Raw genomic sequence first — 24,090 nt, 5'->3', positions numbered from 1 at the left:
ATGACTATATGCTAGACACACCAAAATCCACAACAAACCCACGGTCATGTCCTGAAAGATCTTTGTAAAAATTAATGGATTGTATCTCTATTTTATTAACAAATACTTCAATAGACCTCTTTTGATCATACCCCATTTCACATACCAACCATCTAATGCCTCTTTTGTTAACATCAGTAATAATTTGCTTAAGCAATTCATCACCTATCTTGCCACCAAAAAGTGCACTATGGGGTTCGTGGTCAATCACATTGCTCTCAAGTGAGGCATTTTCTGCAATATAGGGTGGATTAGAGACTACCATTTCAATATTTTTATCAACTTTATCAATCAGGTTTGATTTTTGCAAGGTTATCTGTGCCTCTACACCATATTTAACAATATTCTTTGCTGTTACCTGCAGCGGTTTTTCTTCAATGTCAGTAGCAACAATGTAAAGTTGTGGAAACTTTCTTGCTAAAACAATACTAATTGCTCCACTTCCTACACCTATCTCAGCAATGCGGGTAATCTTCTCTCGTTTAATAATTTCGGTAGTTATATCAATAAGAGTCTCTGTCTCTGGGCGAGGAATAAGTACCCCTTTCTCTACTGCAAGATGAATATCATAAAAACTTGCTTCTCCTACAATGTATTCATAAGGCTCATGCATGGCCCTTCTTGCCACTAAAGATGTAAAAAAATTAAGATTCTTCACGGCTGTATCGGGATGTGTCATTAACCAAATACGCTCTTTTTTTAAATGGTATGCTAAGAGCAATTCTGCCTCAAACTGAGGACGCTTACAACTTACTTGAAGTTGAACAGCTGCCCATTTTAATGCATTATAGACGGTCATCATTTGACAATAAATTTTCACTCTTTTCTGCTTCTTCACTCACAATTGTATTGCTAGCATCATACCCCATGGCATTCAGACGCTCAATAATTGGTGGATGTGTATGATAGAAGAAGATTACCAAAGGATGTGACTTGGGAAAAGCTTTGTTCTCAGTCACTAGCTTAAGAAGTGCACCAATAAGGTTTTCTTGTCCACCCATTTTTGAACCAAATGCATCTGCGGCATACTCATTGTGACGACTAACATAACTCATAAATGGAGTAAAGATAAAACTTACCAATGGCAATAGTAACATCAGTATGGCAATCTTTGCACCTGCATGTGGAACAATGCCCATCTGTATAAAAAGATTATCTGGCAGATGTCCAAAAAGAAAAAATACTATAAATAGAAGTAGTCCCATTAGCCCAATATTCTTCCAAATATCTCCATGGCTGTAGTGCCCTAACTCATGACCTAGTACAGCAAGCAGTTCCTTTTGGTTAAGTTTATTGAGTAGTGTATCAAAAAGTACCACACGTTTACTTTTTCCTAGTCCACCAAAATAAGCATTGAGGCGACTATCTCTCTTGCTTGCATCCATGACAAAAATACCATCACTCTTAAGTCCAACTTGTTGCATCATTGACGTGATAGCATTTTTAAGTTCCCCCTCTTCAAGTGGGTTGAATTTGTTAAAAAGAGGAGCAATCACTGTTGGATAAAATACATTAACAAGAAGTGCTGCTCCAAAAAGTAGCATGAAGCCTCCTAGCCACCACATCTTAAAGTTAATAATAATCCATGCCAATAGAGCAAACAAGATACCCCCTAGTACAAAAAACATAATTGAGGATTTGAGTGTATCGACTACAAACATCTTTGGTGTCATCTGATTAAACTGAAAATCCTCATCTATCTTAAACTTTTGATACAACTCAAAAGGTAGCCCTACAAGATAGTTAACAATTGTAAATCCGTAGAGAAAAAAGACTGCTTGATATACCTCTCCCTTCATAGAAATAAGCGAAGAAATCCATGAAAACCCCGAAAAGACCCACCAAACAAACATCAGGTAACCTACAAAGTGTTCAACGATTACCAGCTTCTCTTTTGCCACAGCATAGTTTGCTGCTACCATATATTTTTCTGAAGGCATCAACACTGGTGCCTTGCACTTCTCTTGGTTAATATATCCAATCTGCATTACAGAGATATAGATCCGCATAAACGTATAGAGTGAGTAGAGTGCAATAATAATCTCCAACATATAATTTTCCTTTAAAAAATAATGATGTCAAATATATCACGATGGACTTTAGCAAGCCTTAAAAGAGTATAATTTTATAAAAAATAAAGGGAAACCATGGCACTTGTTGACCTCTTCGGTATTAAAAAGCAGTATGATATTAAGTTGCTACTTGAAGAGGTGGATTTTCACCTGAATGAAGGAGAACGTATTGCCATTGTTGGAAAGAATGGCTGTGGAAAATCTACACTAATGAAGATTATTTCGGGAGAGGAGAAACCTACTGAAGGTAGACGAGTCATTGATCGTTCTATTCAGGTAGAGATGCTTTCACAGCAACCAAGCTTTGATGTCTCACTCAATGTAAAAGAAGCTATTGAAAATGAACTAACAGAGCTCAAAGAGGCAAAAATAGCATATGACCATCTTGCTAGTGAAGTTGCTAAAGATTTTGAAAACAAACAACTACTTTCTGAACTTGAAAAGGTTACTGCCTATCTTGACCATCATAATGCATGGAGTCTTGATGACAAGGTTGAGCGCGTACTACAGGAGTTTAAGCTCAAAGAGTATGAAAAGAGACTTGTTGTCTCCCTCTCTGGTGGAGAACAACGGCGCGTGGCACTTGCCTCACTCATCCTCAAAAAACCTGACATACTACTGCTAGATGAACCAACGAATCACCTTGATGTCTATATGGTGGAGTTTCTCGAAGAGATTCTACTCAAAGAGAAATTCACCCTTCTTTTTATTTCACATGATCGCCATTTTATTGACACCATTGCTACCCGTATCATTGAGGTAGAAAATCAAAAATTAGTCTCCTATAGAGGAGGTTATCGTGATTACCTTACCCAAAAAGAGGTACGCATGCAAATACTTAGTAAGCAGCATGAAAATCTACTCAAACTCCTTAAGCATGAAGAGGAGTGGCTAGGTAAGAGTATCCGTGCACGTGAAAAGCGAAATCAGGGTCGTAAACAACGTGTCTTCAAGTTACGTGAACAAGCAAAAGAGAACCCTGCTCTTATCCGAAAGATGCAACTAGAACTCGAACGAGAAAAGAAACATTTTAACCGTGAAAAGAGCCTAGGTAAGAAAAAAATGCTCTTTGAAGTTGACCATCTGCATTACAGTATTGCCAACAAGGAACTCATTAAAGATTTTACTACTCGTATTCTGCAACGAGATAAAATTGCCATTGTAGGAATAAATGGAGCAGGAAAATCAACCCTACTCCACCTACTCCTAGATCGACTCAAACCTGATAGTGGTGTTATTGAACGTGGAGATTTTAATATTGGCTACTTCGATCAACACCGTGAAATGCTTAAGGATGAAGAGACACTTATTGGTACTTTTTGTCCCGATGGTGGTGACCAAGTAAATGTACGTAGTAAGACAATGCATGTTTATGCCTATCTTAAACAGTTTCTCTTTCCTAAAGAGTTCCTTACTAAAAAAATTGGTCATCTCAGTGGTGGAGAGAAGAACCGTGTGGCACTTGCCTTGCTCTTTACCAAGAATGCTAATTGTCTCATTCTTGATGAACCAACCAATGATCTAGATATTCAAACTATCAACATTCTTGAAGAGCAGTTACTTCATTTTACAGGCGCACTTATTTTTGTCTCCCATGACCGATACTTTGTTGACAAGATCGCTTCAAAACTCTACATCTTCAAAGGTAATGGTATCATTGAGGAATCCTATCAGAGTTATTCAAAATATCTAGAACTTGAAAAAGAGGTTAAGGCACTCAAGCAGATGGAAAAAGAGCTTATAAAAACACAGAACAAAGAGGAAGGAGGAGGAAGAGAGAAAAAGAAATCAACAAAATTGAGCTATAAAAACCAGTATGATCTCGATACCCTTCCTGATGAAATAGAAGTATTAGAAGCAAAAATAGACGAATTAAATATCTGTTTGAGCAATCCTGAATGTTATCAACTAAAAGGCTTAACCACACTAAGTGAAGAACTTACAGAAATAAAACAAATTTATGAAGCAAAAGTTGAGCGATATCTCGAAGTACTTGAAGTTTACGAATCACTCTAGTTTAATTGCTAACTTTTTTACCAACGAATAATAACACTCCTTCTACCCCATTTCAATGCTTTTCTACGATTGATTCCCATATAGATATCAATACGTCTTTTAAAGCGCTTATTCATCTTGTCACGTACCCTGTAGTAGCCAGGCAAACCTACTATTTTTACCCTTGTTCCATTTCGCATACCATACTTATAAAGCAAATCTCTTGAAACAGCGATCACCTTCATTCCCGGTCTTAAATGATTGTTCCATGCAGCAAGAAATGGTGTACTGTCTGTCTGGTCTCCATGAGAACTATAGGCAGTCGCTATTACCCTTAGCCTACGTTTTTGTCTCTCTTCTGCAATGATATATGGAAATGGCAGTGCAAGCACTTTCCCTTCTCGTATTTGATTGCTATTTCTTATCTTGTTGTAAGCCACCAGCTCTTTAGAATCAAGCTTAAATTTTTTAGCAATACCCAAAAGAGTGTCACCTCTTTGTACTTTATACTTAGCTGTAGCAATAATATCAACCATCCTCTGCGCTAAAGGAATCTTTAACTTCTGTCCTATTTTAAGGCTATTTTTATGCTTTAAGGCATTCATCTTTACAAGTGTATTGATTTTCAGTCTAAACATTAATGCGATCTTACTAAGAGTATCGCCTTGTTTCACACTATATATTCCATGTTTAGATAATATTTCACTCATATTTTCTTTTACTGAGTCATCTGGTGGAGTTACTTCTTTTTTAGTTTGAGACTCAATGGCATTTTTGATTAACAGCTTCTTTCTTTCTTTAGATTTTTTAGGCTTTTCTTCCTTTGTTGCTACAGAAGAGATAGAAGGCATTTTTTTAACAGTAGACTTCTTTTGAATTTTTCTGGGAAACTTTTTTACTCTAATTAATTTAGTATCATAAGGACTACACTCGCGTACACTACCGATAACAGTACGACAATCTACCAGATTCTCCCTCGCCTGCTGACTACTGACAAGAAAAAAAAGTATTAAAGGTATAATCTTCATCGGTTTTTCCATCATACAACTACTTAAACTTAGAGAAAGTTCAGTATTTCTCCTTTAATTGTGTCCTTTTCCACTACCACTGTATGAACAATTGGTTTTTTAAAAAGTGTCTTAATTATTGGTGCAACATTGGTATTATTCCGCTCCATCACCCACTTAAGTGCCTCAGAATCATTACCAACAGAATACCCTAGTGCTTTTGCAACAGTAGGTGAGAATTTAGTCCACTCTGCTGTGGAGTAGATAACTGCTGGCAGACGCTTCTTTCGAAGTGTTTTATAGGCTTTAATACAGGTTGCTGTATGTGGATCCATGATATAACCTTTTTGGGCATAATGAGTAATCTCACTTTCACACTCCGTATCATCAGAATAGCTTGCTGCAAAATCTTCTTTAAGTAAAGCATGTTCCTCTTGTGTCAAAGTAAATTTTTCTTCAAATGCAAGCGACTCCATCAACTCTTTTGTACGTGCTGCTCCATATTTATCATACATAATGCGTTCAATATTAGAACTCTTAAGAATATCCATTGCTGGTGATTTAGTCATAAACAGCTCACGCCCATTAAGATCATACTCACCTTTTTCAATCCAATCAGTAAGAATATTGTTAGCATTGGAGCTAATAAGTATTTTTTCAATTGGAAGACCAGCTTTTTTCGCATAATAGCCACCAAGGGCATTTCCAAAATTCCCACTAGGAACAACAAGATAAATCTTCTCACCCATTGTAATCTTTCCACAACGAACCATTTCAAGATAGCTATGAATATGGTAGATAATTTGAAAAATAATACGACCAAAATTTACTGAATTTGCAGCTGAAAGCTTAATATGCTTTGCTTCAAGTTCTGCCTTAAAATCGACTGATGATAGAAATTCTTTAAGTGCATGCTGTGTATCATCAAAGTTTCCCTTAACCCCAATTATCTTTAAATTGGGAGCATCTTCTGTAACCATCTGCAAACGCTGTACATCTGAAGTACCACCATCAGGATAGAGACAGGCAACTTTGACATGAGACTGATTTTTGAAAGTCTCCAGTGTAGCTGGTCCGGTATCACCACTGGTGGCTGCCATGATTAGATAATTTTCATCACGCACTTGTGCTAACTTGGAGAGGATATAGCCAAAGGGTTGCAGTGCCATATCTTTAAATGCACGTGTTGGACCATGGTAGAGCTCTGCTACACAACAATCATCCTCTATCTCTTCAAGAGGCACAGGATTATTGGGATCATCAAACATATCATAACGATCTAATGCTGCTTGCAGGGTCTCTTTGTCAACATCAATACCAAACCGAATCAAAAAATCCATTGCCAATGTTTTGTAGTGACTAAGTAGGTGTTTCTCTAAAAATGTACTATTCACATCAGGAATCTTCTCAGGTACGTACAGTCCACCAAAACTTGCACTTGGGCTAAGAATTGCTTCCGAAAAAGATACAGAGATGGGTTTGATACCATCATTTCCACGGGTCTCAATAAATTGCATACATCATCCTAATACAGTATTATCATTAACATTATTATAACTAAAATCTAATGACAATCCGCATACTCTTCTTAGAAAACTATTGTTTTACCAGTTTAATTAAATAGAAGTTCTTCTCGCGCCTGAAACTATCAGTTTCACCCACTACAACTAAGCTACCCTCACTCATGCGTGCCACACCATGAGCAATATCTTTGCGCTCATCACCATACACATGTGACCAAATAAGGTTCCCATGCTTATCTAGTGCTAATATATAGGCACTATGGTTTCCTTTACCAAGTGTATTGGTACCACCAACAAGCATAAAGCCGCCATCACGTGTGGTTGCTACAGCATTACCATACTCATAGTACTTAAATCCATAAATCTTATGCCAAACAGTCTTACCTTTTTTATCTATCTTCATAACCGTAAGATCTGTCTGGGAAGAGCCATAAGAACGTGTACTTCCAATGGCAACAATTCCGTTATCTACTGTTGCTGTTACACCCAGAAGTATATCTTCATGCTTTCCTCCAAAGGTTTTGGTCCAAAGACGTTTTCCCGCTTGGTCAAGCTCCATAATGAGAAAATCACTATCTCCACTGTATTCAACCTCTCGATACCCAACCAATACCATCTTTCCATCACGGGTACGGGTAAGTGCTGTTGCTACATCCTCTTTCTCTCCACCTATTTTATGGGCATTGACCAGCTTGCCATTCTTATCGAGTTTAGCAATATAGATATCCTTGTCACCCTTGCCATAAGATTCACTGGATCCTACTATCAATACACCGCCATCATCGGTACCAGCAATACCCCCAGCATATTCATCACGCTCACCACCAAGCGTCTTTTCCCAAATCTTTTTTCCATCAAGAGAGATCTTTGCTACGTAAAGATCATAAGCATATGCCTTGGTAAAGGATTTTGATCGCCCCAATACTACAATATTTCCATCTACTGTTCTGGCAATAGCCTTACCTTCATCTTTTTTCTTGCCACCAAGCCACAAACGCCATCTCATCTCTCCATTAGCACTCATACGAGTCACACAGATATCTGTACGCTGTGCACCAAATGATTTGCAGGTACCTACGATGGCACTTTCACCATTTTCAAGCGAGACAACACCATAAGCAATATCATCTTCCTTGCCACCATAAATTTTTTGCCAAGCATCAGTATAGACCTCTTTTGATTTTATCTTTTTGGCACTTAAGGAGGATATAACTGCCATCAGAACAATCATAATGAGCATGACATGTTTTCTTTTAAACATATATGTTCCTTATATTTTTAATTTATTTTATCAATTATAATACGATCCAATTAGTAATGAGGGAGGAAATATTATAAAATCATGGAGATGGCAAATAAAGCAAAGCAATGTTACAGTTCGATACAGGTTCCAACCCCTGAAGATGTTAATATCTCAAGCAGAAGCGAATGCTCTACTCTGCCATCAACAATATGCGCTTTCTTTACGCCACCACGTAATGCTTCGATACAGGCATCAACCTTAGGAACCATGCCACCGTTAATGGTACCATCAATCTTGAGTGCTTCAGTCTTGGTAATATCAAGATTTGTAATAAGTTGCATTTCCTTATCAAGTACTCCTGCTGTATCGGTCAAAAAGAGTACTTTGCGTGCTTTAAGTGCTATGGCAATCTGACTGGCAGCAAGATCAGCATTGATATTGAAACCAGGGTGTCCAATACTGCTGCTTGATGCAATAGGTGCAATGACTGGCACAAAGCCATCATTAATAATATTATGAACAATCTCAGGATTAACATTCTCAATAACTCCAGTGTAACCAAAACTATCAAAATCTTTGGAGCGTGCTTCAAGAAATTTACCATCTTTCCCAGAAATACCAATGGCTTTGGTGCCATGATTATTAAGCAATGAGACAATCTCTTTGTTAATCTCCCCACTGAGTACCATCTCAGCAATACGCATCACTGTTTTGCTGGTTACGCGCTGCCCATTGACAAATTCTGTTTCAATCCCAAGATCTGCAAGAAGATCAGTAATACTCTTGCCTCCTCCATGTACGATAATTGGCTTCATGCCTACCAAATGCAGCAACACAACATCTTGTGCAAAAGACTCTTTAAACTCTGGTGATGTCTGTGCCGAACCACCATACTTAATAACAATTTTCTCATTGGAGAATTTTTTAATAAATGGCAATGCATCCAAAAGTGTCTTGACGACATCAATCTTGCTTTTCACGTCTATATCCTTCTACATACTCTTCTATTTTTTGAAAAATATCTTTATTAATATCTAATTCTAACTTCATTTTTGACAACGGCAACTTAAAGCTTTTCATCTTCACCTCATCCTTTTGAGTTACGAGTAGACTTTCCGCTTGATGCTCTTTCATTAAATACATGAGTTCTTTTTCATCAAAATAGTCATGATCAGGCAGATAGATCTTCTGTATCACTCCTTTAGGCAAATAAACATTAAGTCGTTCTGGGTCAGAGATGGCAGTCACAAGCAGCATACGTTCTTGTAAATTCTTATAGATTACTTTACGAAAAAAATCCCTGCCCTCTTTTACTACTATGTCGGCCATATATTTACAAAAAAAGAATTCTCGGAAAGGGCCAGCGGGAAAAGGGAGATAATTCTCTATGCGCATAGGCTCAAGAATAATCTCAAATTTTTCTATCCCAACCTGATTAAATCCATCATCAAGTATGATAAGTGATGCACCTTGTTGCTTTGCCAACATGATCCCCTTGGATCGATCTTCACTAACAATGACCGAAGCATGCTGAAGCGACTGTGCCATCAGCATTGCCTCATCACCACTTTGTATCACATCAGTCAACACTTCTCCTTGGTAGCTTACCTCAATCAGCCCCTTACTCTGCCTACCATACCCCCTAGAGACAATCGTGACCTTATCATAGCGTGAAGCAAGTGCAATCACAAAAGGTGTCTTGCCGCTACCACCAACAATTAAATTTCCCACACTGATAATGGGAATACCAAAATCATTTCGTTTTGCTGTTTTACGACGTATCCACATCCCTATCCCATACAATAATGCCATAGGAAGTAACACTAAAATGTATAAATAATGATACCATTTGGGATGAAAAAGTATCTGCTCGTACATATAGCTTAGTCGCATTGTTTTGCTCCAAGTTTACGTATCTCTTCACAGGTAAACCCTGCTTCTTTACGTACCTGAACATTAATATGAGGACGATGCTTATCTACTAAATGATACTTTTTGAGTATGTCAAACCAAACTGAAGTAGATACTCCCTCCTGCTTACAGCAAAATTTAAACCATTTATCCCCTTTTTGGACATGATCTATCTCCTCTTCATATATAATATGAAGAGCATCAATCAGTGCTCTTACTTGTAAGTTGGTACGTTTATTCTCTAACTTTTTAAGAATCTGTGGACTTACATCAAGCCCTGAAGCTTCGTAGTAACGCGGAACAACTGCCATACGGTCAAGTACACTATGCATTGTGTGTCGTGCTGCATCAAAAAGGCCACTATGAACAGCAAAAGAACCGTAGGTATATCCCAATGTTTCGAGAATAGCATACAACATTTTAAAATGACGTATTTCATCAATTGCTACCTCTAACCAGTCACTTTTATAAGAAAGAGGCATGTATGGAAAACGGTAAACCGCATCAAGTGCAAGATCTATCGCCGAATATTCAATATGTGCAATAGCATGCACTAGTGTTGCCAATCCTTCTGGGGTATCAAATGCTTTACGCGCAGGAAGCTCTTTTGGATTTACAATGGTGCAATGTGACGCATAAGAGGGTGTTTCAAACTCCATAGGAACGAATCCTGCTTCAACCCTAACCTCATTTTGGTTACAATATGTCAAACATAGAAGCGTCAAATGCTCTTTAGCTGCCACATCACTACTGATGATTGCTTCTTCAAGTATCTTGTGAAAATCCATAAGGAATTATATCATGCAAATCAAAATCCAGCCCATGGGAACCTATCAAACAAACTGCTACATTGCTACCATCAAAGGAAAGGATTTCATTATTGACCCTGGTGTGGGTGCAACAGAGTGGGTTCTTAAAAATATCTCTAATCCTGTTGCGATTCTTAATACTCATGGTCATTTTGACCATGTTTGGAGCAATGCAGAGATTAAAAAGATACTCCATATTCCCATCTATTGCCCTAAAGGAGATACATTTATGCTTACGGATGACCCATTAGGACAAGGTACACCGCCAAGCAAACCTGACTATGAAGTCATTGGGAATGAATTGTTTAATTTGGCTGATATTAAAGTACAGTACCACCATTTTCCTGGACATACGCCTGGCTGTTCCGTCATCGAAATAGACAATATCTGGTTTAGTGGTGATTTCCTCTTTCAACAGAGTATTGGACGATGGGACTTTCCTTCTTCAAGTGGAAAAGAGATGCTTGAAAGTTTAGAGAAAGTCATGAAAATAGAAGAGGATTACACCATATATCCAGGTCATGGAAGCAGTACCACTCTAAAAGCGGAACAAAAAGTTATTCCCTACTGGATGAAGCAAGTGAAGCAGACAATCTAATTGTGTATATTGCTTCACCATTAATTCTAGTAGATCTAAACCTACATATACTGTATAGGCTTTAGTAGGAGAATTTGTAGCCACGGCGACGTACCGTGTGTATAACCTGAAACCCTAAAATACTCTTTAGACGCTTCCTGATTTGATTGATTGCTACTTCAACCGTATTGTCAGAAACATACTCTGGCTCTTCCCAAAGTGCATTAATAATTTCATCTTTACTAAAAACACGTTGCTTTCGTAATGCAAGATAAGCAAGAATATCGAAAGTCTTTCCATTTAAAGAGACAATCTTCTCATCAAATTCAATCTTCTTGTTGGCAATATCAATCACCAGTTTATCAATATTAATCTGTGCACCAAAAAGATGTCTCATGTTAGAAAGTACACGTACCGCAATGAGATCTGGATGCTCAGTATGGTGAGCAATAACATCATCAATTCCTAAATCAAAAAATATGCATTGACCATATATATTATCTGTAAGAATAATAATCTTTGTCTCACTTTTCTTCTTCTTCACTTCATTAACATAACGTTCTAGGGAAAAATGTATCCCTTCATCAACAATAATCACCAATTCATAGTGTCTAAAATCAGTAAAATTAGTTGCATCGTACATATCTTTTGCATTGTCAATAATACAAATAAAGTATTTTTCAAGCTCATTTTTAAGCTCATTTACATAATCGTCGTCAAAACCTACTGTCAATATTCTCATGTGTTTGCACTATTCTCGTTTTATGGATCAAAAAATAGAAAACTTAAAGTTTTTCCTATTTTCTTTTTTTATAGCGTATTTATAACCAAATCTTCCTTATTTAAAAATAAAAGTAGTTTTTAATTTTGTCCAAATATTTTAAGATTTTTGGGATTTTTGCAGACTATGTTCTGTATGCTTTTATATAAACTCGCTTAGGTGCAGGATATCCTTCTACTGTTTTGCTTGAATCATTCGGATCAAGAAAATCTTCAAGACTCTGTGTATTAATCCATATCGTTTTACGTTGTTCGTTTAGGTCGGTTTTGCTAACCTCTAACACTTCCACTTTCTCAAATCCTGAGCGGTAACACCAGTTCTTTAAAGTATTAACTGTGGGTATAAAATAGATATTTGGTATTTTTGAGTAACGCTCTTTGGGTGAAAGGCACACCTCATCTTCCCCATCTATCATAAAGGTATCAAGTATAAGCTCTCCTCCTTTGTTTAATCCTCTAAAAAGTGATTTAAGCATTCCTACCGGGTCTGCACGATGGTAAAGAACCCCCAAGCAAAAGAGTACATCAAACTTATGCTCATAATGTTCTACATGCTCTACACCAAGCATTTCATAAATAATATTGGACTGAATAAAATGATCAATAAATTGAAATTGGGAATAGTAGATTGCAGAAGGATCAAAGCCGATTAGTTTTTGTGGCTGATGGGCTAACATACGAAAGAGATAGTACCCATTATTGCAACCAATATCACCAACAATTTTATTTTTAAGATCAAAGTGAGGCTCGAGTAGATTGTACTTCATATAGCTCTGCCACTCTGAGTCAATAAAAAGATTGTTAATCTGAAATGGTCCTTTTCTCCATGGAAGCATCAAGCGTGCCGTTTTTTCTATCTGTACCGATTCAACTTCTGTCAGCGCGGGAATATTTACTGTTACGCGATCTTCTAAAGTAATTTTGACATCATTAAAAATTGGAAGATTGCAGATTGCCTCTTGATAGGGATAGATATTCTTCCATTTTAACCACTTTTTACGCTCTTGACGTAATGCATTTAAATCCACCACTATCCTTCAATTTATCAAAGTAGAGCGTACAACATTGCTGTCTGCTACTTTTTTAGATAGGCTTTTTTAATTTTTATATCAAATAGTGGTCTATCAGTGGCACTCGTTGTTACATTTTCTATCTTTTTAACAGTCTTCTTCCCTTTAACCACTTCACCAAAGATAGTGTAACCACCATTAAGATACGGTGTTGGAACTGTAGTGATAAAGAACTGACTCCCATTGGTATTTGGTCCATGATTTGCCATGGCAAGCAAAAACGGTCTATCAAATACTAGGTTTGGTGCATACTCATTCTTAAATTCTTTATGCCAAATAGATTCTCCACCTCTACCTGTTCCTGTCGGGTCACCACCTTGAATCATAAAACCTTTGATAACACGATGAAAAATGATCCCATTATAGTAACCATTCTTGATATGGGTTACAAAGTTCTCTACCGCAAGTGGTGCTACCTTGGGGAACATTTTTAGTTCAATCTTTCCAACATTGGTTTCGAGTACTACAATTTGTACTTTTGTTTCAGAGGCACACAATAGACCCATGCTTGCTGCTAATATTAAAACTGTCTTTAAAAATTTTCTTCTCATAATCTGTACTCCTCTTTAATTACATCATTGATACATTTATCAATATTTAATTCACCTAACAATGCCTCAAAAAACGCACCGCTCTCTCTTTGTGCTTCATCTGTAAACTCAACATAAAATGCTTCATGGTTAAATTTATCTGTATTGGTATTGTTAAACACAAGTGGCTTAAGACCGGTTTGCTGGCATGTTTTCTCAATTGCCACATCAATCTTCTCTTTCAAATCCGTTCTGTTGTCATCAAATACCAAACTCAAACCGGCATAACACTCTTCCATTCTTACATTTGCTACAATCTCTTCACATCTCTTCACATCTACCTCTATCATATCAATTTAGCCAATATTATAACCTTCTTATGTTTGATAAATAATAAAAAACCTATTTGGCAATACTTACTGCCCTTGTCTCTCGAATGACATTTACCTTAATCTCCCCAGGGAATTGTACTTTTTCGGCAATCTCCTTAGCAATCTCTTTACTTAGAAGCACTGCTTCATTATCATTTATTTTGTATGCATTAACAAAGACACGAACCTCTCGTCCAGCATTAATGGCGTAGGCTTTTTCCACGTTAAGTCTAGAGATAGCAATCTCTTCAATCTCTTTAACCCGCATAGTAAAACTCTCAAGCACCTCTCTTCTTGCGCCTGGACGTGCAGCACTAAGTGTGTCTGCTGCACAAACAGCCGCACTCTCTACAGAGTCAGGTTCTTCATGTCCATGATGCGCATAAATCGCATTAATCACCGTAGGATGCTCATTGTAACGCCGACAGAGCTCTACTCCTATCTCTACGTGTGATCCACCAAGATCCTGTGTCAATGCCTTGCCGATATCATGCAATAATCCTGCACGCATGGCAAGCTTTTCATCACCCCCCATCTCTGCCGCCATCACCCTAGCAAGCTTAGCAACCTCAAGTGTATGGGAAAGTGCATTCTGTCCATAGCTAGCGCGATATTTCAATTTCCCAAGAAGCTTAACAAGCTCCTCGTGCATCGAAAAAAGTCCTAGATCTATCAAAATATTCTCTCCCTCTTCATAGGTCTTCTGCTCAAACTCTTTCTCTACCTTCTCATATACTTCTTCAATGCGTTTAGGATGAATACGACCATCCTCTACAAGTATCTCAATCACACGGGTAGCAATGGTACGACGGTAAAGATTAAAGGAACTTACAAGAATAACTCCTGGGGTCTCATCGATAACAATATCTACACCAAGTAACATCTCGAGTACCTTGATATTGCGCCCCTCTTTTCCAATAATACGTCCCTTGTGTTCATCACTAGGAAGGTTAATAAAGTTAATTAATCTTTCTCCCGCAAACTCGCCAGCAAAACGAGTAGTTGCCTGCGCTAAGATATAATTAGCCTTTTTTTCTGCCTCTTCTCTTGCAAGTCGTTCATATTTACGAATATTTACAGCAATCTCTAGCCTACTCTGCTCCTCTACCCTCTTGAGAATATAATCTCTTGCCTCTTCTCTTGTCAAGGTGGCACTATTTTGAAGTTTGTCTATTGCATCATCTATCTGTTTTTGCTTCTGTATCTCAAGCTGTTTAAGCCTTTCTTCTTTTTCATAGAGGCTATTTTCGAAGTATTGTATGCGCTCCTGCTTTGTCTCAAGTTCTTTGTGTTTTAGGGTAAGTGTACGGTTGCGTTCATCAATCTCTGCAATACGTTCTTGCAACTCTGATTCTTGTTCTAATGCTTTGGCTTTTAGTTTAACTTTTGCCTCTTGCAATAACAGTTCTGCTTCGTTGCTAATAGCTTTTGCTTTGGCTTTGGCTTCTAGTTCATAATATGCAAATGTATTTTTGCTACTCTTTATCAGCCATAGGTACCCAATACCTATGCCTATCAATATCCCAAAAATACCAGAAAAGATAACCATTCCTGTCATTCTATATCCTTTTCCTTAACAGAAAAGAGTACTAAAAATATATTTCCGCCCTTTACGGCACAATAACCAAATCTGCTTTAATATCATAATGATCTGTCACAATCTCTTTGCTGTAGCACAATTCTCGTGCTACAAATACTATTTTTTTTATATTTTTAATCTCTTTTTTAAAAAATCTGTCGTACATCCCTTTACCGAATCCTACACGTCTATATGTAATATCTATTCCTACTATTGGTACGACTGCTAAATCTATCTGTTTATTTCTATATTGTCTTGAGTTTTTTGGTTCTTTAATACCAAAATGCTTTATTATCAATGGGTATCTATATTTTACCAATCTAAAACTTTCACCTTCCATAAAGGGTACATATATCCTGCACCTTTTCTGTCTAAGCCGACGTATTAAAGGACAAATATCGACTTCTATTTTCAGAGGTAGGTAGAGCATTAAAGATTTTACATTCTCTTTTTCAATCACTTTATATAGTTTTTTCAACACACTCTTGTCTTTCATATAGGTACTTTTTCTACTACTTTTTCTAAGCCTATTTAGACATTTTTGGCGAAATATTTTCTTTAAGGTTTTTTTCTTTTCTTCCATTCTTTTTAGTGCTCTTTAGGTATAATTTCCGCTTTCAATAGTTTTAGGTTATTCAATGAATATGAATTAAACCCTATAAGTAGTTTATGCTATTGTGCCCAATTATACCAAAAGGAAATGCGTGAAAGTACTCTTTACTATTGGATTCCCACTTTTTGCCCTCATGCTACTCTTCTTTGGGTGCAACGAAAAGCCAAAAGAGTCTCCTCTTGATAACGGAAACATAACAAAACCTCTATCCCAAAATCTAACAGAGTCAAATAATAGCAAAGAGTACACCAATATCCCTAACTCCCATCTAAACAAAGAGAACACTTTCAATTTTAAAGATCAAAAAAAGATAGCACATATACTCTCTGTTGAGAACAATCAGCTCCTTTTTAAAGATATTTCACAGCCTATTGTTGTTCTTAATTTTTTTAGCACATGGTCACTTCCTTGTCAATCGGAAGCCCCCTATCTTTCAGACCTTCAGAAAAAATACTCTCATGATATATTTGTTATGGGAATCATGATTCATCCCAATAAGTACTTGAAGGATCTTGAAGCATTTATCTTAAAAACCCAAGTAGACTATTTTATCTCAAGTAGTGACGACAATGACCGTTTTGTAAAAAAAATACTTAAAAATATGCATATGGCAGAAACTTTCTCTATTCCTCTAACTATTATTTATTATAAGGGAAACTACTATCGTCATTATGAGGGTATTGTTCCAATTGAGATGATTGAACACGATGTTAAAGTACTGTTGCAATAAAAAGGTTTATTATGTTTAATATATTAAAAAAATCATTTGGAAAAACAACTGATACCGCCAAGAAAGTGGTGTCAATAAAGAGAAAAGAGATACCCAAAGAAGAGTTTGAAGAAGTTCTACTTGAAGCTGATGTCAACTATGGACTTATTGAACGTCTACTCGAAACACTACCAGAGACCATCAGTCGTATACAGGCATTCAACTCTCTTATTTCCGTATTTCAATATAAAGCAGACTGGAAAGAGAATGATGTCACTCCTTATGTAGAGATAGTAATTGGCGTTAATGGCGCAGGCAAAACCACCACTATCTCAAAACTTGCCTATCGCTACAAACAAGAAGGGAAAAAAGTGATTCTTGGTGCAGGTGATACTTTTCGTGCTGCTGCGATTGAACAGTTGTCACGCTGGGCAAACAGACTAGATATTCCCATTGTTGCAACCCGTCAAGGGAATGATCCTTCGGCGGTGGTTTATGACACTGTTACAACAGCCAAGGCAAAGAGTTTGGATCATGTCATCATTGACACAGCAGGTCGTCTTCATACGCAAACCAATCTGGGCAAAGAACTCAAAAAGATGATTCGTGTTGCAGGGAAGGCAATGGAGGGTGCACCGCACCGAAAAATGCTTATTCTTGACGGAACACAAGGAAGTTCTGCTATCAATCAAGCAAAAGCCTTTGACGAAATGGTAGGTATTGATGGTATCATTATTACCAAACTTGATGGTACGGCCAAAGGTGGGTCGATACTCAGTATTGCTGATGAAATCCAAATACCTATCTTCTATATTGGTACAGGAGAAGAAACCAAAGATATGATTCGCTTCAAAGCCAATGAGTATGTTAATACCATTTTGGATGAAATCTTTATATAAGAGAGCATCTGAAATTCTATGTCATCCACAACTATAACTATCACTCACTTCAAAAACCCACTATTATTTAAACATCTCAAACTTTTTCTGCTTTTTTAAAACTATATTGCTGTAAGACCTACCCCTCACCTTTCCCCTCTAAAAGCCCTGTCTAAAGTGAAGAGCTTTCAATCTTTAAGGCTCTGCATCTTCTCTTGTTGTGCCTGTTTGGGTTTTCTCTGTTTTTAGGAGGATTTGTCCCCAGGTAGGTGACGGTTTTTGTTGGATTTTTAGTGGTGGAATTACAATTTAATAACATTCATTTTCTTTTGACTCATTTAGGTTGTTGGAACATGTAATATATGAACTGATATCTGTCCATATCTTTAAAGTTTTCGTAAATGTTAAGGAAGCTAAAACCAGATCAGCCGAAAGAGTGAAGTCCATCTCGTCGATGATGTCAGCACCTCGCCTCTGCCCGATGCCAATACAGGTCTATAAACTTTCAAAATAGCCCTATCTTGCCCATACTTCCTGTTTTCATCCAGCCGTGATAGATTTAAAGCCCTTAGATTAAAAACAACTCCATTCTAAACTCCTAGCGGAATGTCCCATAAGCACTCATCAGGTCAAGCTTGGCATCTTTAGGACAAACCCAAAACATCCCAACAGTACTTCTGGTCTATGATGTAGGTGTATAACCCTTCCCATCTAGCTCTGCTTCTTCTGCCTTGTTTATCTCTAAGTCATCGAACATATTGACATACATACCCATCTTTCCTATGTCCTAATGCGTGCGTTTGCTTCTTTTTAGGTCTATGATAACAAAACATTTTAAAATATATAGTTGTACGCACCCCTTGATCTATCGTTGTTTTTATTCTCGTATGCCTTATCTTCAAAATAGATATCTGCTAACATAATCTAACGAAACTATTTTTTTGTTTTTTGATGGGCAATAGTATCTTCGCTTAAATCGATTTTATTGATACATTTATTTTTAATATGAGGTTTTGTTGCACCTAATGCCCATAAATTTTTAATCCCCACGATATAAAAGTACCACTATTGCCTTCTCGTAAATCTTTTACTTGCAATTTCCATTCACCCTTTGAATACTCATTAAGATGTCTCATTGTTCCAAACCTCCAATTATTATATTTAAAAATACCCTCAAACGCTTCTTCATGTCTTTGTGCCAATATACTTTTTGTTCCATATGGTGATATGAGAGTAATTTCTAAATCTCCTAATTTTTGATGATCATTTGTATTAAAATAAATATCAATAAATTCAATAGAAATATTTTTTTCTATATTGATAACACCATCTACCCCATTGTCATTATTGTCAGGAATTGATACATTAACATCTTGAAATTTTTCTATCAATTTTTCCTCTGCTACACCCTTCCAATTTAATGCTAAATCTATGGCTTCTTTTGCATTGACTAAACCAAATCCATATTTATGGTTAATATGCAAATTTGCACCATTGTACTCCCAATCACTATCGTTGGGGTCATTTTTAGTAGCACTTTGAGCCAATACCATTCTAACATCTCGCCAAGTTAAATGCGAATTTGCTTCAAGCATTAATGCAACAACACCACTTACCATGGGTGCTGATGCAGAAGTTCCGCCAAAATTCTTGGTATAACTGTGATTTTTATAATCACTAGGGAAAGTTTCAGGGTTGTAACCCTTTTCTCCTGTCACATCTGTTGTAACAATTCCAGCCCCTTCAGTACTCCCTTTTGATGGAGCAACAACAATTAATGTAGCACCCACTTCTGAATAGTGGGCTTTTTTACCAAATTCATCAACTGCACCAACTGGTATTGTATATCTGTTGTTCACTAATCCACTATAATTGACATTGTCAGTTGGCACACTCTTCTCGTCTGCTGAACCATTTCCCGCACTAAATACATAAATAATACCTTTTCCATTTCTACCATACCGCACACCATCTTTTAAGGCCTCTTCTTCGATGCTTCTTAATAATAATGGCTCACCCCATGAATTAAAATCACCCCAACTATTATTTGAAATCCAAACTTTTTCTTTATTTCTTATAAGCGCATCTGCAATATTACTAATAGATGGTACTTTTAATGCATTGTAGCCTATTACTTTTGCTTTTGAAGCAATTCCTCTTATGCCTTTGCCATTTCCTTCAACCCCTGCGATTATTCCAGCACATGCGGTTCCATGATTTGCATCATTAAAACTATACTCTTTTGTGAGATAACTATAGCTACCAACCCCAATATTCTCTTTTAAATCCTCATGAAAAATATCTATACCATTATCAACAATGGCTATCAATACGTTTCTCCCTCTATATAAACTATGTTGTAAGTTTATATCAATATATTCATTTTTTGACCCATCTAAATACCATTGGTCTTTTTTGAGTGGGTCCTCTTTGTTGTTTTCTCCACAACCTATTAATAATATTGCCAATAATAGGATCAATAATAATTTCATTACTTTGAATACATCCAGTCTGGATATGATGATTTAATATTATTTTCATTCTCATATATTTGATTTGCAACGCCTAAAGGGTTATTGTCTAAACATCTCAATACATAAAAACCATTACCTATAGCCATTGCTTGAATCAATTGTAAATGATACTTATCTAGTATCATATTTAATGTATCGGTACCAACTTTTTTCTTGAAAGCTAAAATGATATTGTTTGTTAATACCATCTTTTTAGCTTTTCGCTTTTTAGAGTTACTGTAAAAAAATGCATGATACTTTTCATCATAACCAAGATTGTAAATTTGTATTTTTTGATTTCCAAATGAACGAAAACCTTTAATCTCCCTATGTGTTTCAATTAATTTCATCATAAATCTCTCCTCTACCAACCCAAAAATGCCCCTTACAGATATTCGCTGCACTCTCAAAGTCTCTTAATCTCAGTCATTATCATCCACCCTCATCTCCAACTCCTAACATCAGCCTTCTTGATCTCAGCTTTTAACTCCTCTTTCTGTCGAAAAACTTGAATTACAGCTGATACTGAGGAAACAAGAGCTTCTCATTGTCGATGCTGGAGTATTTACCACCGTGTTGTCTTTGTCTGTGTGCAGAGGATGATGCCTATGGTGAGTTGTCCTCTTTGAAAAACGCATTTCTGGGTCGTCGAACATTATTGACATACATCCATCTGCCCTATATCTGATGGGTGCCACAATGAGCTTACGCCCATTGGTAAAAGTAGTATTCACGGACAGTGGCAGTTCTAGCCGGTTACTGAGATTTAATTTGAGGTCAACAAGTTTTGCTCTGGTATCTGCTTCGGTGTATGCAAAATTACCTCTCCCAGCTTAGGTAATTTATTTTTCTAAAATAACCTAGTGTTTTCTATGGATCCAAATCTCATAAAATTCATAATCCCAGTAGATGTAGCTTCTATTCGTACGGTGATATTTCTCTATAATGCAATTGATCATTGCTGTAGAAATAGAGATTTGGTAAATCTCTTCAAAGGTATCATCTCAATAGCAAGATTCTACCCACTGCTTCAGGTGTAGCCCACTGTAAGTTGTTTGATAAGTAGGGTGAAGACCTCCTTTGTCTGTGGGCTTCTTACCATTAAACTAATACTTTGTGTGTTCTTTGTGAATACTTGCTACTTTTTACAATGTTCGGTATAAAACAGCCCAAACTTTTTCTTGGTTCCTTTTTTATATTTTTTATTTGTATATCTCGTTGCTACAGGATTACATTCATCTATCCATTTGTATATAGGGTATATTTTCACCTTTTTAAAACCCATCTGTCTAAATGTTTGTGCCTCAATAGAGGCTCTTGAGGCAGTGTTGCAGATAACTACAAGTTTGTCTTTAATGAACTTGTCATCATCATCAAGAACTATGGACTCCAGAACCTTCTCAGGTGCTTGTCTTCCAACTCTTACTGACCCTTTTATAGAAGCTGCATTCCACTCTTCAAGTGTTCTTACATCAACCACTGCCCAATCTTTTGATTTCAAGGCTTTTTTAACGTCATCTGTAGATGCCATAGTTCCATTTTTTCTATTTTGCTCTTTTAGCTTTTTTGTCAAGTGTTTGTAGTTTATGAACGTATCAGCATTGGTAATACCAAGAGCCAATAATATTGCAATCAAAATAGTAGCTATTCTCATAGATATTCCTTTTAAAATGATTAAATTTTGGAATATAAATTATAGCTTTGTTAACTTAAGTAAATTTTATAATTTATGGATTATTTTATATAATATATTCATTTAAAATGATGCTTTTAAGCTTTATCTACACTCTTCACTCTGTCTTTACAAAAAATTAACTTTTCAGTGCTATAATGCCATAGAATTTTCAAAGGATTAATCATTCTATTATCTAAACAATACGGTGAAACAGTATCAGGATATGAAACAGGGGTTCTGAACGATAGAGAAGTCAGAGCTGCTGCTGGCATCATGTTTATGCTTGGAATGATTGTCATCTTTGTTGGAATTGGGTTTAATCATGCTATTGTAGCTAGGGTTTATCTTACTTTAATTTTTTTTGATTTAACCATACGCATTATCACACCTCGCTACTCTCCTTTTTTACTTTTAGGAAGGTTTTTTGTGCAGAACCAGAAGCCTGAATATGTTGGAGCAGTACAGAAACGTTTTGCATGGATACTAGGATGGATAATTTTTCTTCCAATGATGAACTGGTTTGTACTTCACTGGGAAGTTACTTTCTATAGAGTATTGCTGTGTAAATTTTGTTTAGGTATTATCTTTTTTGAGAGTGCTTTTGGTATTTGCGTAGGATGCAAACTATACGCACTTTTTAGTCGAAAAGAGGCACAATATTGCCCTGGTGGTGTATGTGAAATACGTACCAAAGATCCTATTCAGACCTTTAGTTTCTCTCAAAAGATTATTGCAACCACTATGTTTATCGGAATTCTTATAGGAACCTATCTCTTTATTGCTAAAACTGATTCAAGGACTTTTTTTGGTGAGTTTCTCCATGAACTAGTACTAACAGAAGAGCAACTTGAAGCAGAAATAGAAGCAAAAATAGAAGCAGAGCTCAATGCGGAAGAGGATGATTTTTAGGTATTATTAAATCTATTTGACTGTTGGCTTACCTGCTTTGATCCAGCCATTTTCAATGCCACCTTTAAGTTCATAGACATGCTCAAATCCCATATCTTCAAGCCCTTTTCCAAGTGCTTTTGTACGGTTGGCGTGTGCACAATAAATAATAAAGGGTTGTTTTTTATCTTTTACAATATGACCAAGATCAAAGAACCATTCAGCAAGGTCTGGTTGTCCATTGGGTCCAAAGAACATCATTTTATGTGCCCCTTTGATAACACCCGTCTCTTTCCACTCCATTGGTGTACGGATATCAATTACCGGTACTCCCTTAGCCTGTAATATTTCAAGTTTTACTGTATCAATGGTTTTAAACTCAGCAAAAAGTATTGTACTTAAGAGTGTTGCTAGTAATAAATGTTTTTTCATAGTATATCCTTGGAATCCATATAGCTTAACTTGCTTTTTTATCCATTAGTTTAAGTAAATCTGCTAGTGTTTGATGCATATCAATTCGATTGGTAATCATATCAATAAGTCCATGCTCAAGTAAAAACTCAGAGCGTTGGAAACCTTCCGGAAGATCTACACCCACTGTCTGCTTGATAACACGTTGACCAGCAAAGCCAATAAGTGCGCCTGGCTCTGCCATAATAATATCTGCCAACATTGCAAAAGATGCAGAAACACCACCCATGGTTGGGTCTGTCAATACTGAAATATAAGGTAATCCCCTGTTGCTTAGACGTTTTAATGCAGCAGAAGTTTTACTCATCTGCAACAGTGAGTATGTACTTTCCTGCATTCTTGCTCCACCAGAAGCAGAGACAATAATAACGCCACACTCCTTCTCCATAGCACGATTTACGGCACGAACAATTTTTTCACCCTCAACAGAACCAAGACTTCCACCCATAAAGGCAAAGTCAAAAACAACCAATTCTGCAGGCTGACCACCAATAGTACAGCTTCCACTTACTACAGAAGAGGTCTTTCCCGTTTTGGCTTTTGCCTCTTCAATACGTTTTTTGTAAGACTTTTTGTCAGTAAACTTTAAAGGGTCAACCGGTGCAAGTGAGGCATCATACTCCTTAAAACTCCCTTCATCAACAATCGATGCAATACGCCTATCTGCACTAATGCGAAAATGGTGGTTACACTTGGGGCAGACATTCTGCTTTGCTTCCACCTCTTTATAATACATAAGCGAGGTACACTTGGGACATTTTATCCACTGATTCTGCTGCTCCTCTTTCTTTTCCTCTTTTCCAAACAGGCTACCAAACATATTATTAAATTCCATAA

Annotated in this window: 24 protein-coding genes; 5 read left to right on the top strand and 19 right to left on the bottom strand. The window is 36.7% G+C overall.

Annotation, left to right across the window (positions count from 1 at the left end):
* Positions 1-4: 4 nt before the first annotated feature.
* Both prmC and LGB01_05545 read right to left on the bottom strand, forming a co-directional pair.
* Positions 5-859 (bottom strand): peptide chain release factor N(5)-glutamine methyltransferase, encoded by an 855-nt coding sequence (gene prmC / locus LGB01_05550; protein ID MCB4753663.1) that lies wholly within the window; start codon positions 857-859, stop codon positions 5-7.
* Positions 825-2,090, bottom strand: a complete 1,266-nt coding sequence (locus tag LGB01_05545; GenBank protein ID MCB4753662.1) for a M48 family metallopeptidase — start codon at positions 2,088-2,090, stop codon at positions 825-827. Before LGB01_05545 ends, prmC begins: the two co-directional genes overlap by 35 nt.
* Before the next feature lie 96 nt (positions 2,091-2,186).
* Between LGB01_05545 and LGB01_05540 the strand changes: the two genes are divergently transcribed.
* Positions 2,187-4,127 (top strand): ABC-F family ATP-binding cassette domain-containing protein, encoded by a 1,941-nt coding sequence (locus tag LGB01_05540; GenBank protein ID MCB4753661.1) that lies wholly within the window; start codon positions 2,187-2,189, stop codon positions 4,125-4,127.
* A gap of 17 nt (positions 4,128-4,144) precedes the next feature.
* Here the strand turns inward: LGB01_05540 and LGB01_05535 are convergent, their stop codons facing one another.
* The 6 genes from LGB01_05535 to LGB01_05510 form a co-directional block, all read right to left on the bottom strand.
* Positions 4,145-5,134 carry a LysM peptidoglycan-binding domain-containing protein gene (locus LGB01_05535; protein ID MCB4753660.1) on the bottom strand — a complete coding sequence of 330 codons (990 nt, stop codon included), beginning with the start codon at positions 5,132-5,134 and terminating at the stop codon, positions 4,145-4,147.
* 29 nt (positions 5,135-5,163) lie between these two features.
* Positions 5,164-6,630, bottom strand: a complete 1,467-nt coding sequence (gene thrC / locus LGB01_05530) for a threonine synthase (GenBank protein MCB4753659.1) — start codon at positions 6,628-6,630, stop codon at positions 5,164-5,166.
* A 79-nt stretch (positions 6,631-6,709) separates the two neighbouring features.
* A complete protein-coding gene (locus tag LGB01_05525) occupies positions 6,710-7,897 on the bottom strand; it encodes a hypothetical protein (GenBank protein MCB4753658.1) in 1,188 nt (395 codons plus the stop codon).
* A 110-nt stretch (positions 7,898-8,007) separates the two neighbouring features.
* Complete coding sequence (gene argB / locus LGB01_05520) at positions 8,008-8,859, bottom strand: acetylglutamate kinase (GenBank protein MCB4753657.1); 852 nt, start codon at positions 8,857-8,859, stop codon at positions 8,008-8,010.
* Positions 8,843-9,772, bottom strand: coding sequence for a tetraacyldisaccharide 4'-kinase (locus LGB01_05515; GenBank protein ID MCB4753656.1), 930 nt, complete (start codon positions 9,770-9,772; stop codon positions 8,843-8,845). Before LGB01_05515 ends, argB begins: the two co-directional genes overlap by 17 nt.
* Entirely contained in the window at positions 9,763-10,578 is an 816-nt protein-coding gene (locus LGB01_05510) for a ferritin-like domain-containing protein (protein ID MCB4753655.1), read from the bottom strand. The genes LGB01_05515 and LGB01_05510 overlap by 10 nt, the downstream gene beginning before the upstream one ends.
* 13 nt (positions 10,579-10,591) lie before the next feature.
* Between LGB01_05510 and LGB01_05505 the strand changes: the two genes are divergently transcribed.
* Complete coding sequence (locus LGB01_05505) at positions 10,592-11,197, top strand: MBL fold metallo-hydrolase (GenBank protein MCB4753654.1); 606 nt, start codon at positions 10,592-10,594, stop codon at positions 11,195-11,197.
* Between the two features lie 61 nt (positions 11,198-11,258).
* On the opposite strand, the gene LGB01_05500 is transcribed toward LGB01_05505, so the two are convergent.
* The 6 genes from LGB01_05500 to LGB01_05475 all read right to left on the bottom strand — a co-directional run bounded on the left by LGB01_05500 (position 11,259) and on the right by LGB01_05475 (position 16,089).
* Positions 11,259-11,918: a response regulator transcription factor gene (locus LGB01_05500; GenBank protein MCB4753653.1), complete on the bottom strand. Its 660-nt coding sequence runs from the start codon at positions 11,916-11,918 to the stop codon at positions 11,259-11,261.
* Positions 11,919-12,081: 163 nt separating this feature from the next.
* On the bottom strand, positions 12,082-12,984 hold the full coding sequence (gene cmoB / locus LGB01_05495; GenBank protein MCB4753652.1) for a tRNA 5-methoxyuridine(34)/uridine 5-oxyacetic acid(34) synthase CmoB: 903 nt from the start codon (positions 12,982-12,984) through the stop codon (positions 12,082-12,084).
* Positions 12,985-13,031: 47 nt separating this feature from the next.
* The gene (locus LGB01_05490) at positions 13,032-13,577 is read right to left on the bottom strand and encodes a peptidylprolyl isomerase (GenBank protein MCB4753651.1); all 546 of its coding nucleotides are present in this window, start codon (positions 13,575-13,577) and stop codon (positions 13,032-13,034) included.
* Positions 13,574-13,906 (bottom strand): hypothetical protein, encoded by a 333-nt coding sequence (locus tag LGB01_05485; protein MCB4753650.1) that lies wholly within the window; start codon positions 13,904-13,906, stop codon positions 13,574-13,576. The genes LGB01_05490 and LGB01_05485 overlap by 4 nt, the downstream gene beginning before the upstream one ends.
* Before the next feature lie 52 nt (positions 13,907-13,958).
* The gene (rny, locus tag LGB01_05480) at positions 13,959-15,476 is read right to left on the bottom strand and encodes a ribonuclease Y (protein MCB4753649.1); all 1,518 of its coding nucleotides are present in this window, start codon (positions 15,474-15,476) and stop codon (positions 13,959-13,961) included.
* A gap of 61 nt (positions 15,477-15,537) precedes the next feature.
* The gene (locus LGB01_05475; GenBank protein MCB4753648.1) at positions 15,538-16,089 is read right to left on the bottom strand and encodes a 5-formyltetrahydrofolate cyclo-ligase; all 552 of its coding nucleotides are present in this window, start codon (positions 16,087-16,089) and stop codon (positions 15,538-15,540) included.
* A gap of 121 nt (positions 16,090-16,210) precedes the next feature.
* Here LGB01_05475 and LGB01_05470 point away from each other — a divergent pair, with 121 nt between their 5' ends.
* Both LGB01_05470 and ftsY read left to right on the top strand, forming a co-directional pair.
* On the top strand, positions 16,211-16,849 hold the full coding sequence (locus tag LGB01_05470; protein ID MCB4753647.1) for a redoxin domain-containing protein: 639 nt from the start codon (positions 16,211-16,213) through the stop codon (positions 16,847-16,849).
* A gap of 11 nt (positions 16,850-16,860) precedes the next feature.
* Positions 16,861-17,727 (top strand): signal recognition particle-docking protein FtsY, encoded by an 867-nt coding sequence (ftsY, locus tag LGB01_05465; GenBank protein MCB4753646.1) that lies wholly within the window; start codon positions 16,861-16,863, stop codon positions 17,725-17,727.
* A 1,001-nt stretch (positions 17,728-18,728) separates the two neighbouring features.
* Here ftsY and LGB01_05460 read toward each other — a convergent pair.
* The 3 genes from LGB01_05460 to LGB01_05450 all read right to left on the bottom strand — a co-directional run bounded on the left by LGB01_05460 (position 18,729) and on the right by LGB01_05450 (position 21,873).
* On the bottom strand, positions 18,729-20,198 hold the full coding sequence (locus tag LGB01_05460) for a S8 family serine peptidase (GenBank protein ID MCB4753645.1): 1,470 nt from the start codon (positions 20,196-20,198) through the stop codon (positions 18,729-18,731).
* Positions 20,198-20,572 carry a hypothetical protein gene (locus LGB01_05455; GenBank protein MCB4753644.1) on the bottom strand — a complete coding sequence of 125 codons (375 nt, stop codon included), beginning with the start codon at positions 20,570-20,572 and terminating at the stop codon, positions 20,198-20,200. Before LGB01_05455 ends, LGB01_05460 begins: the two co-directional genes overlap by 1 nt.
* Positions 20,573-21,357: 785 nt before the next feature.
* Positions 21,358-21,873, bottom strand: coding sequence for a rhodanese-like domain-containing protein (locus tag LGB01_05450; protein MCB4753643.1), 516 nt, complete (start codon positions 21,871-21,873; stop codon positions 21,358-21,360).
* A gap of 204 nt (positions 21,874-22,077) precedes the next feature.
* Between LGB01_05450 and LGB01_05445 the strand changes: the two genes are divergently transcribed.
* Positions 22,078-22,803 (top strand): DUF4395 domain-containing protein, encoded by a 726-nt coding sequence (locus LGB01_05445; protein ID MCB4753642.1) that lies wholly within the window; start codon positions 22,078-22,080, stop codon positions 22,801-22,803.
* A gap of 12 nt (positions 22,804-22,815) precedes the next feature.
* Here the strand turns inward: LGB01_05445 and LGB01_05440 are convergent, their stop codons facing one another.
* Complete coding sequence (locus LGB01_05440; protein MCB4753641.1) at positions 22,816-23,214, bottom strand: rhodanese-like domain-containing protein; 399 nt, start codon at positions 23,212-23,214, stop codon at positions 22,816-22,818.
* Positions 23,215-23,239: 25 nt separating this feature from the next.
* On the bottom strand, positions 23,240-24,088 hold the full coding sequence (gene accD, locus LGB01_05435; protein MCB4753640.1) for an acetyl-CoA carboxylase, carboxyltransferase subunit beta: 849 nt from the start codon (positions 24,086-24,088) through the stop codon (positions 23,240-23,242).
* Between the last annotated feature and the right edge of the window lie 2 nt (positions 24,089-24,090).

Origin of the sequence: Sulfurovum sp. (genome assembly GCA_020525365.1) — a bacterium.
Classification (GTDB): Bacteria; Campylobacterota; Campylobacteria; order Campylobacterales; family Sulfurovaceae; genus Sulfurovum.
This window is presented reverse-complemented; position numbering and strand designations above follow the sequence as displayed.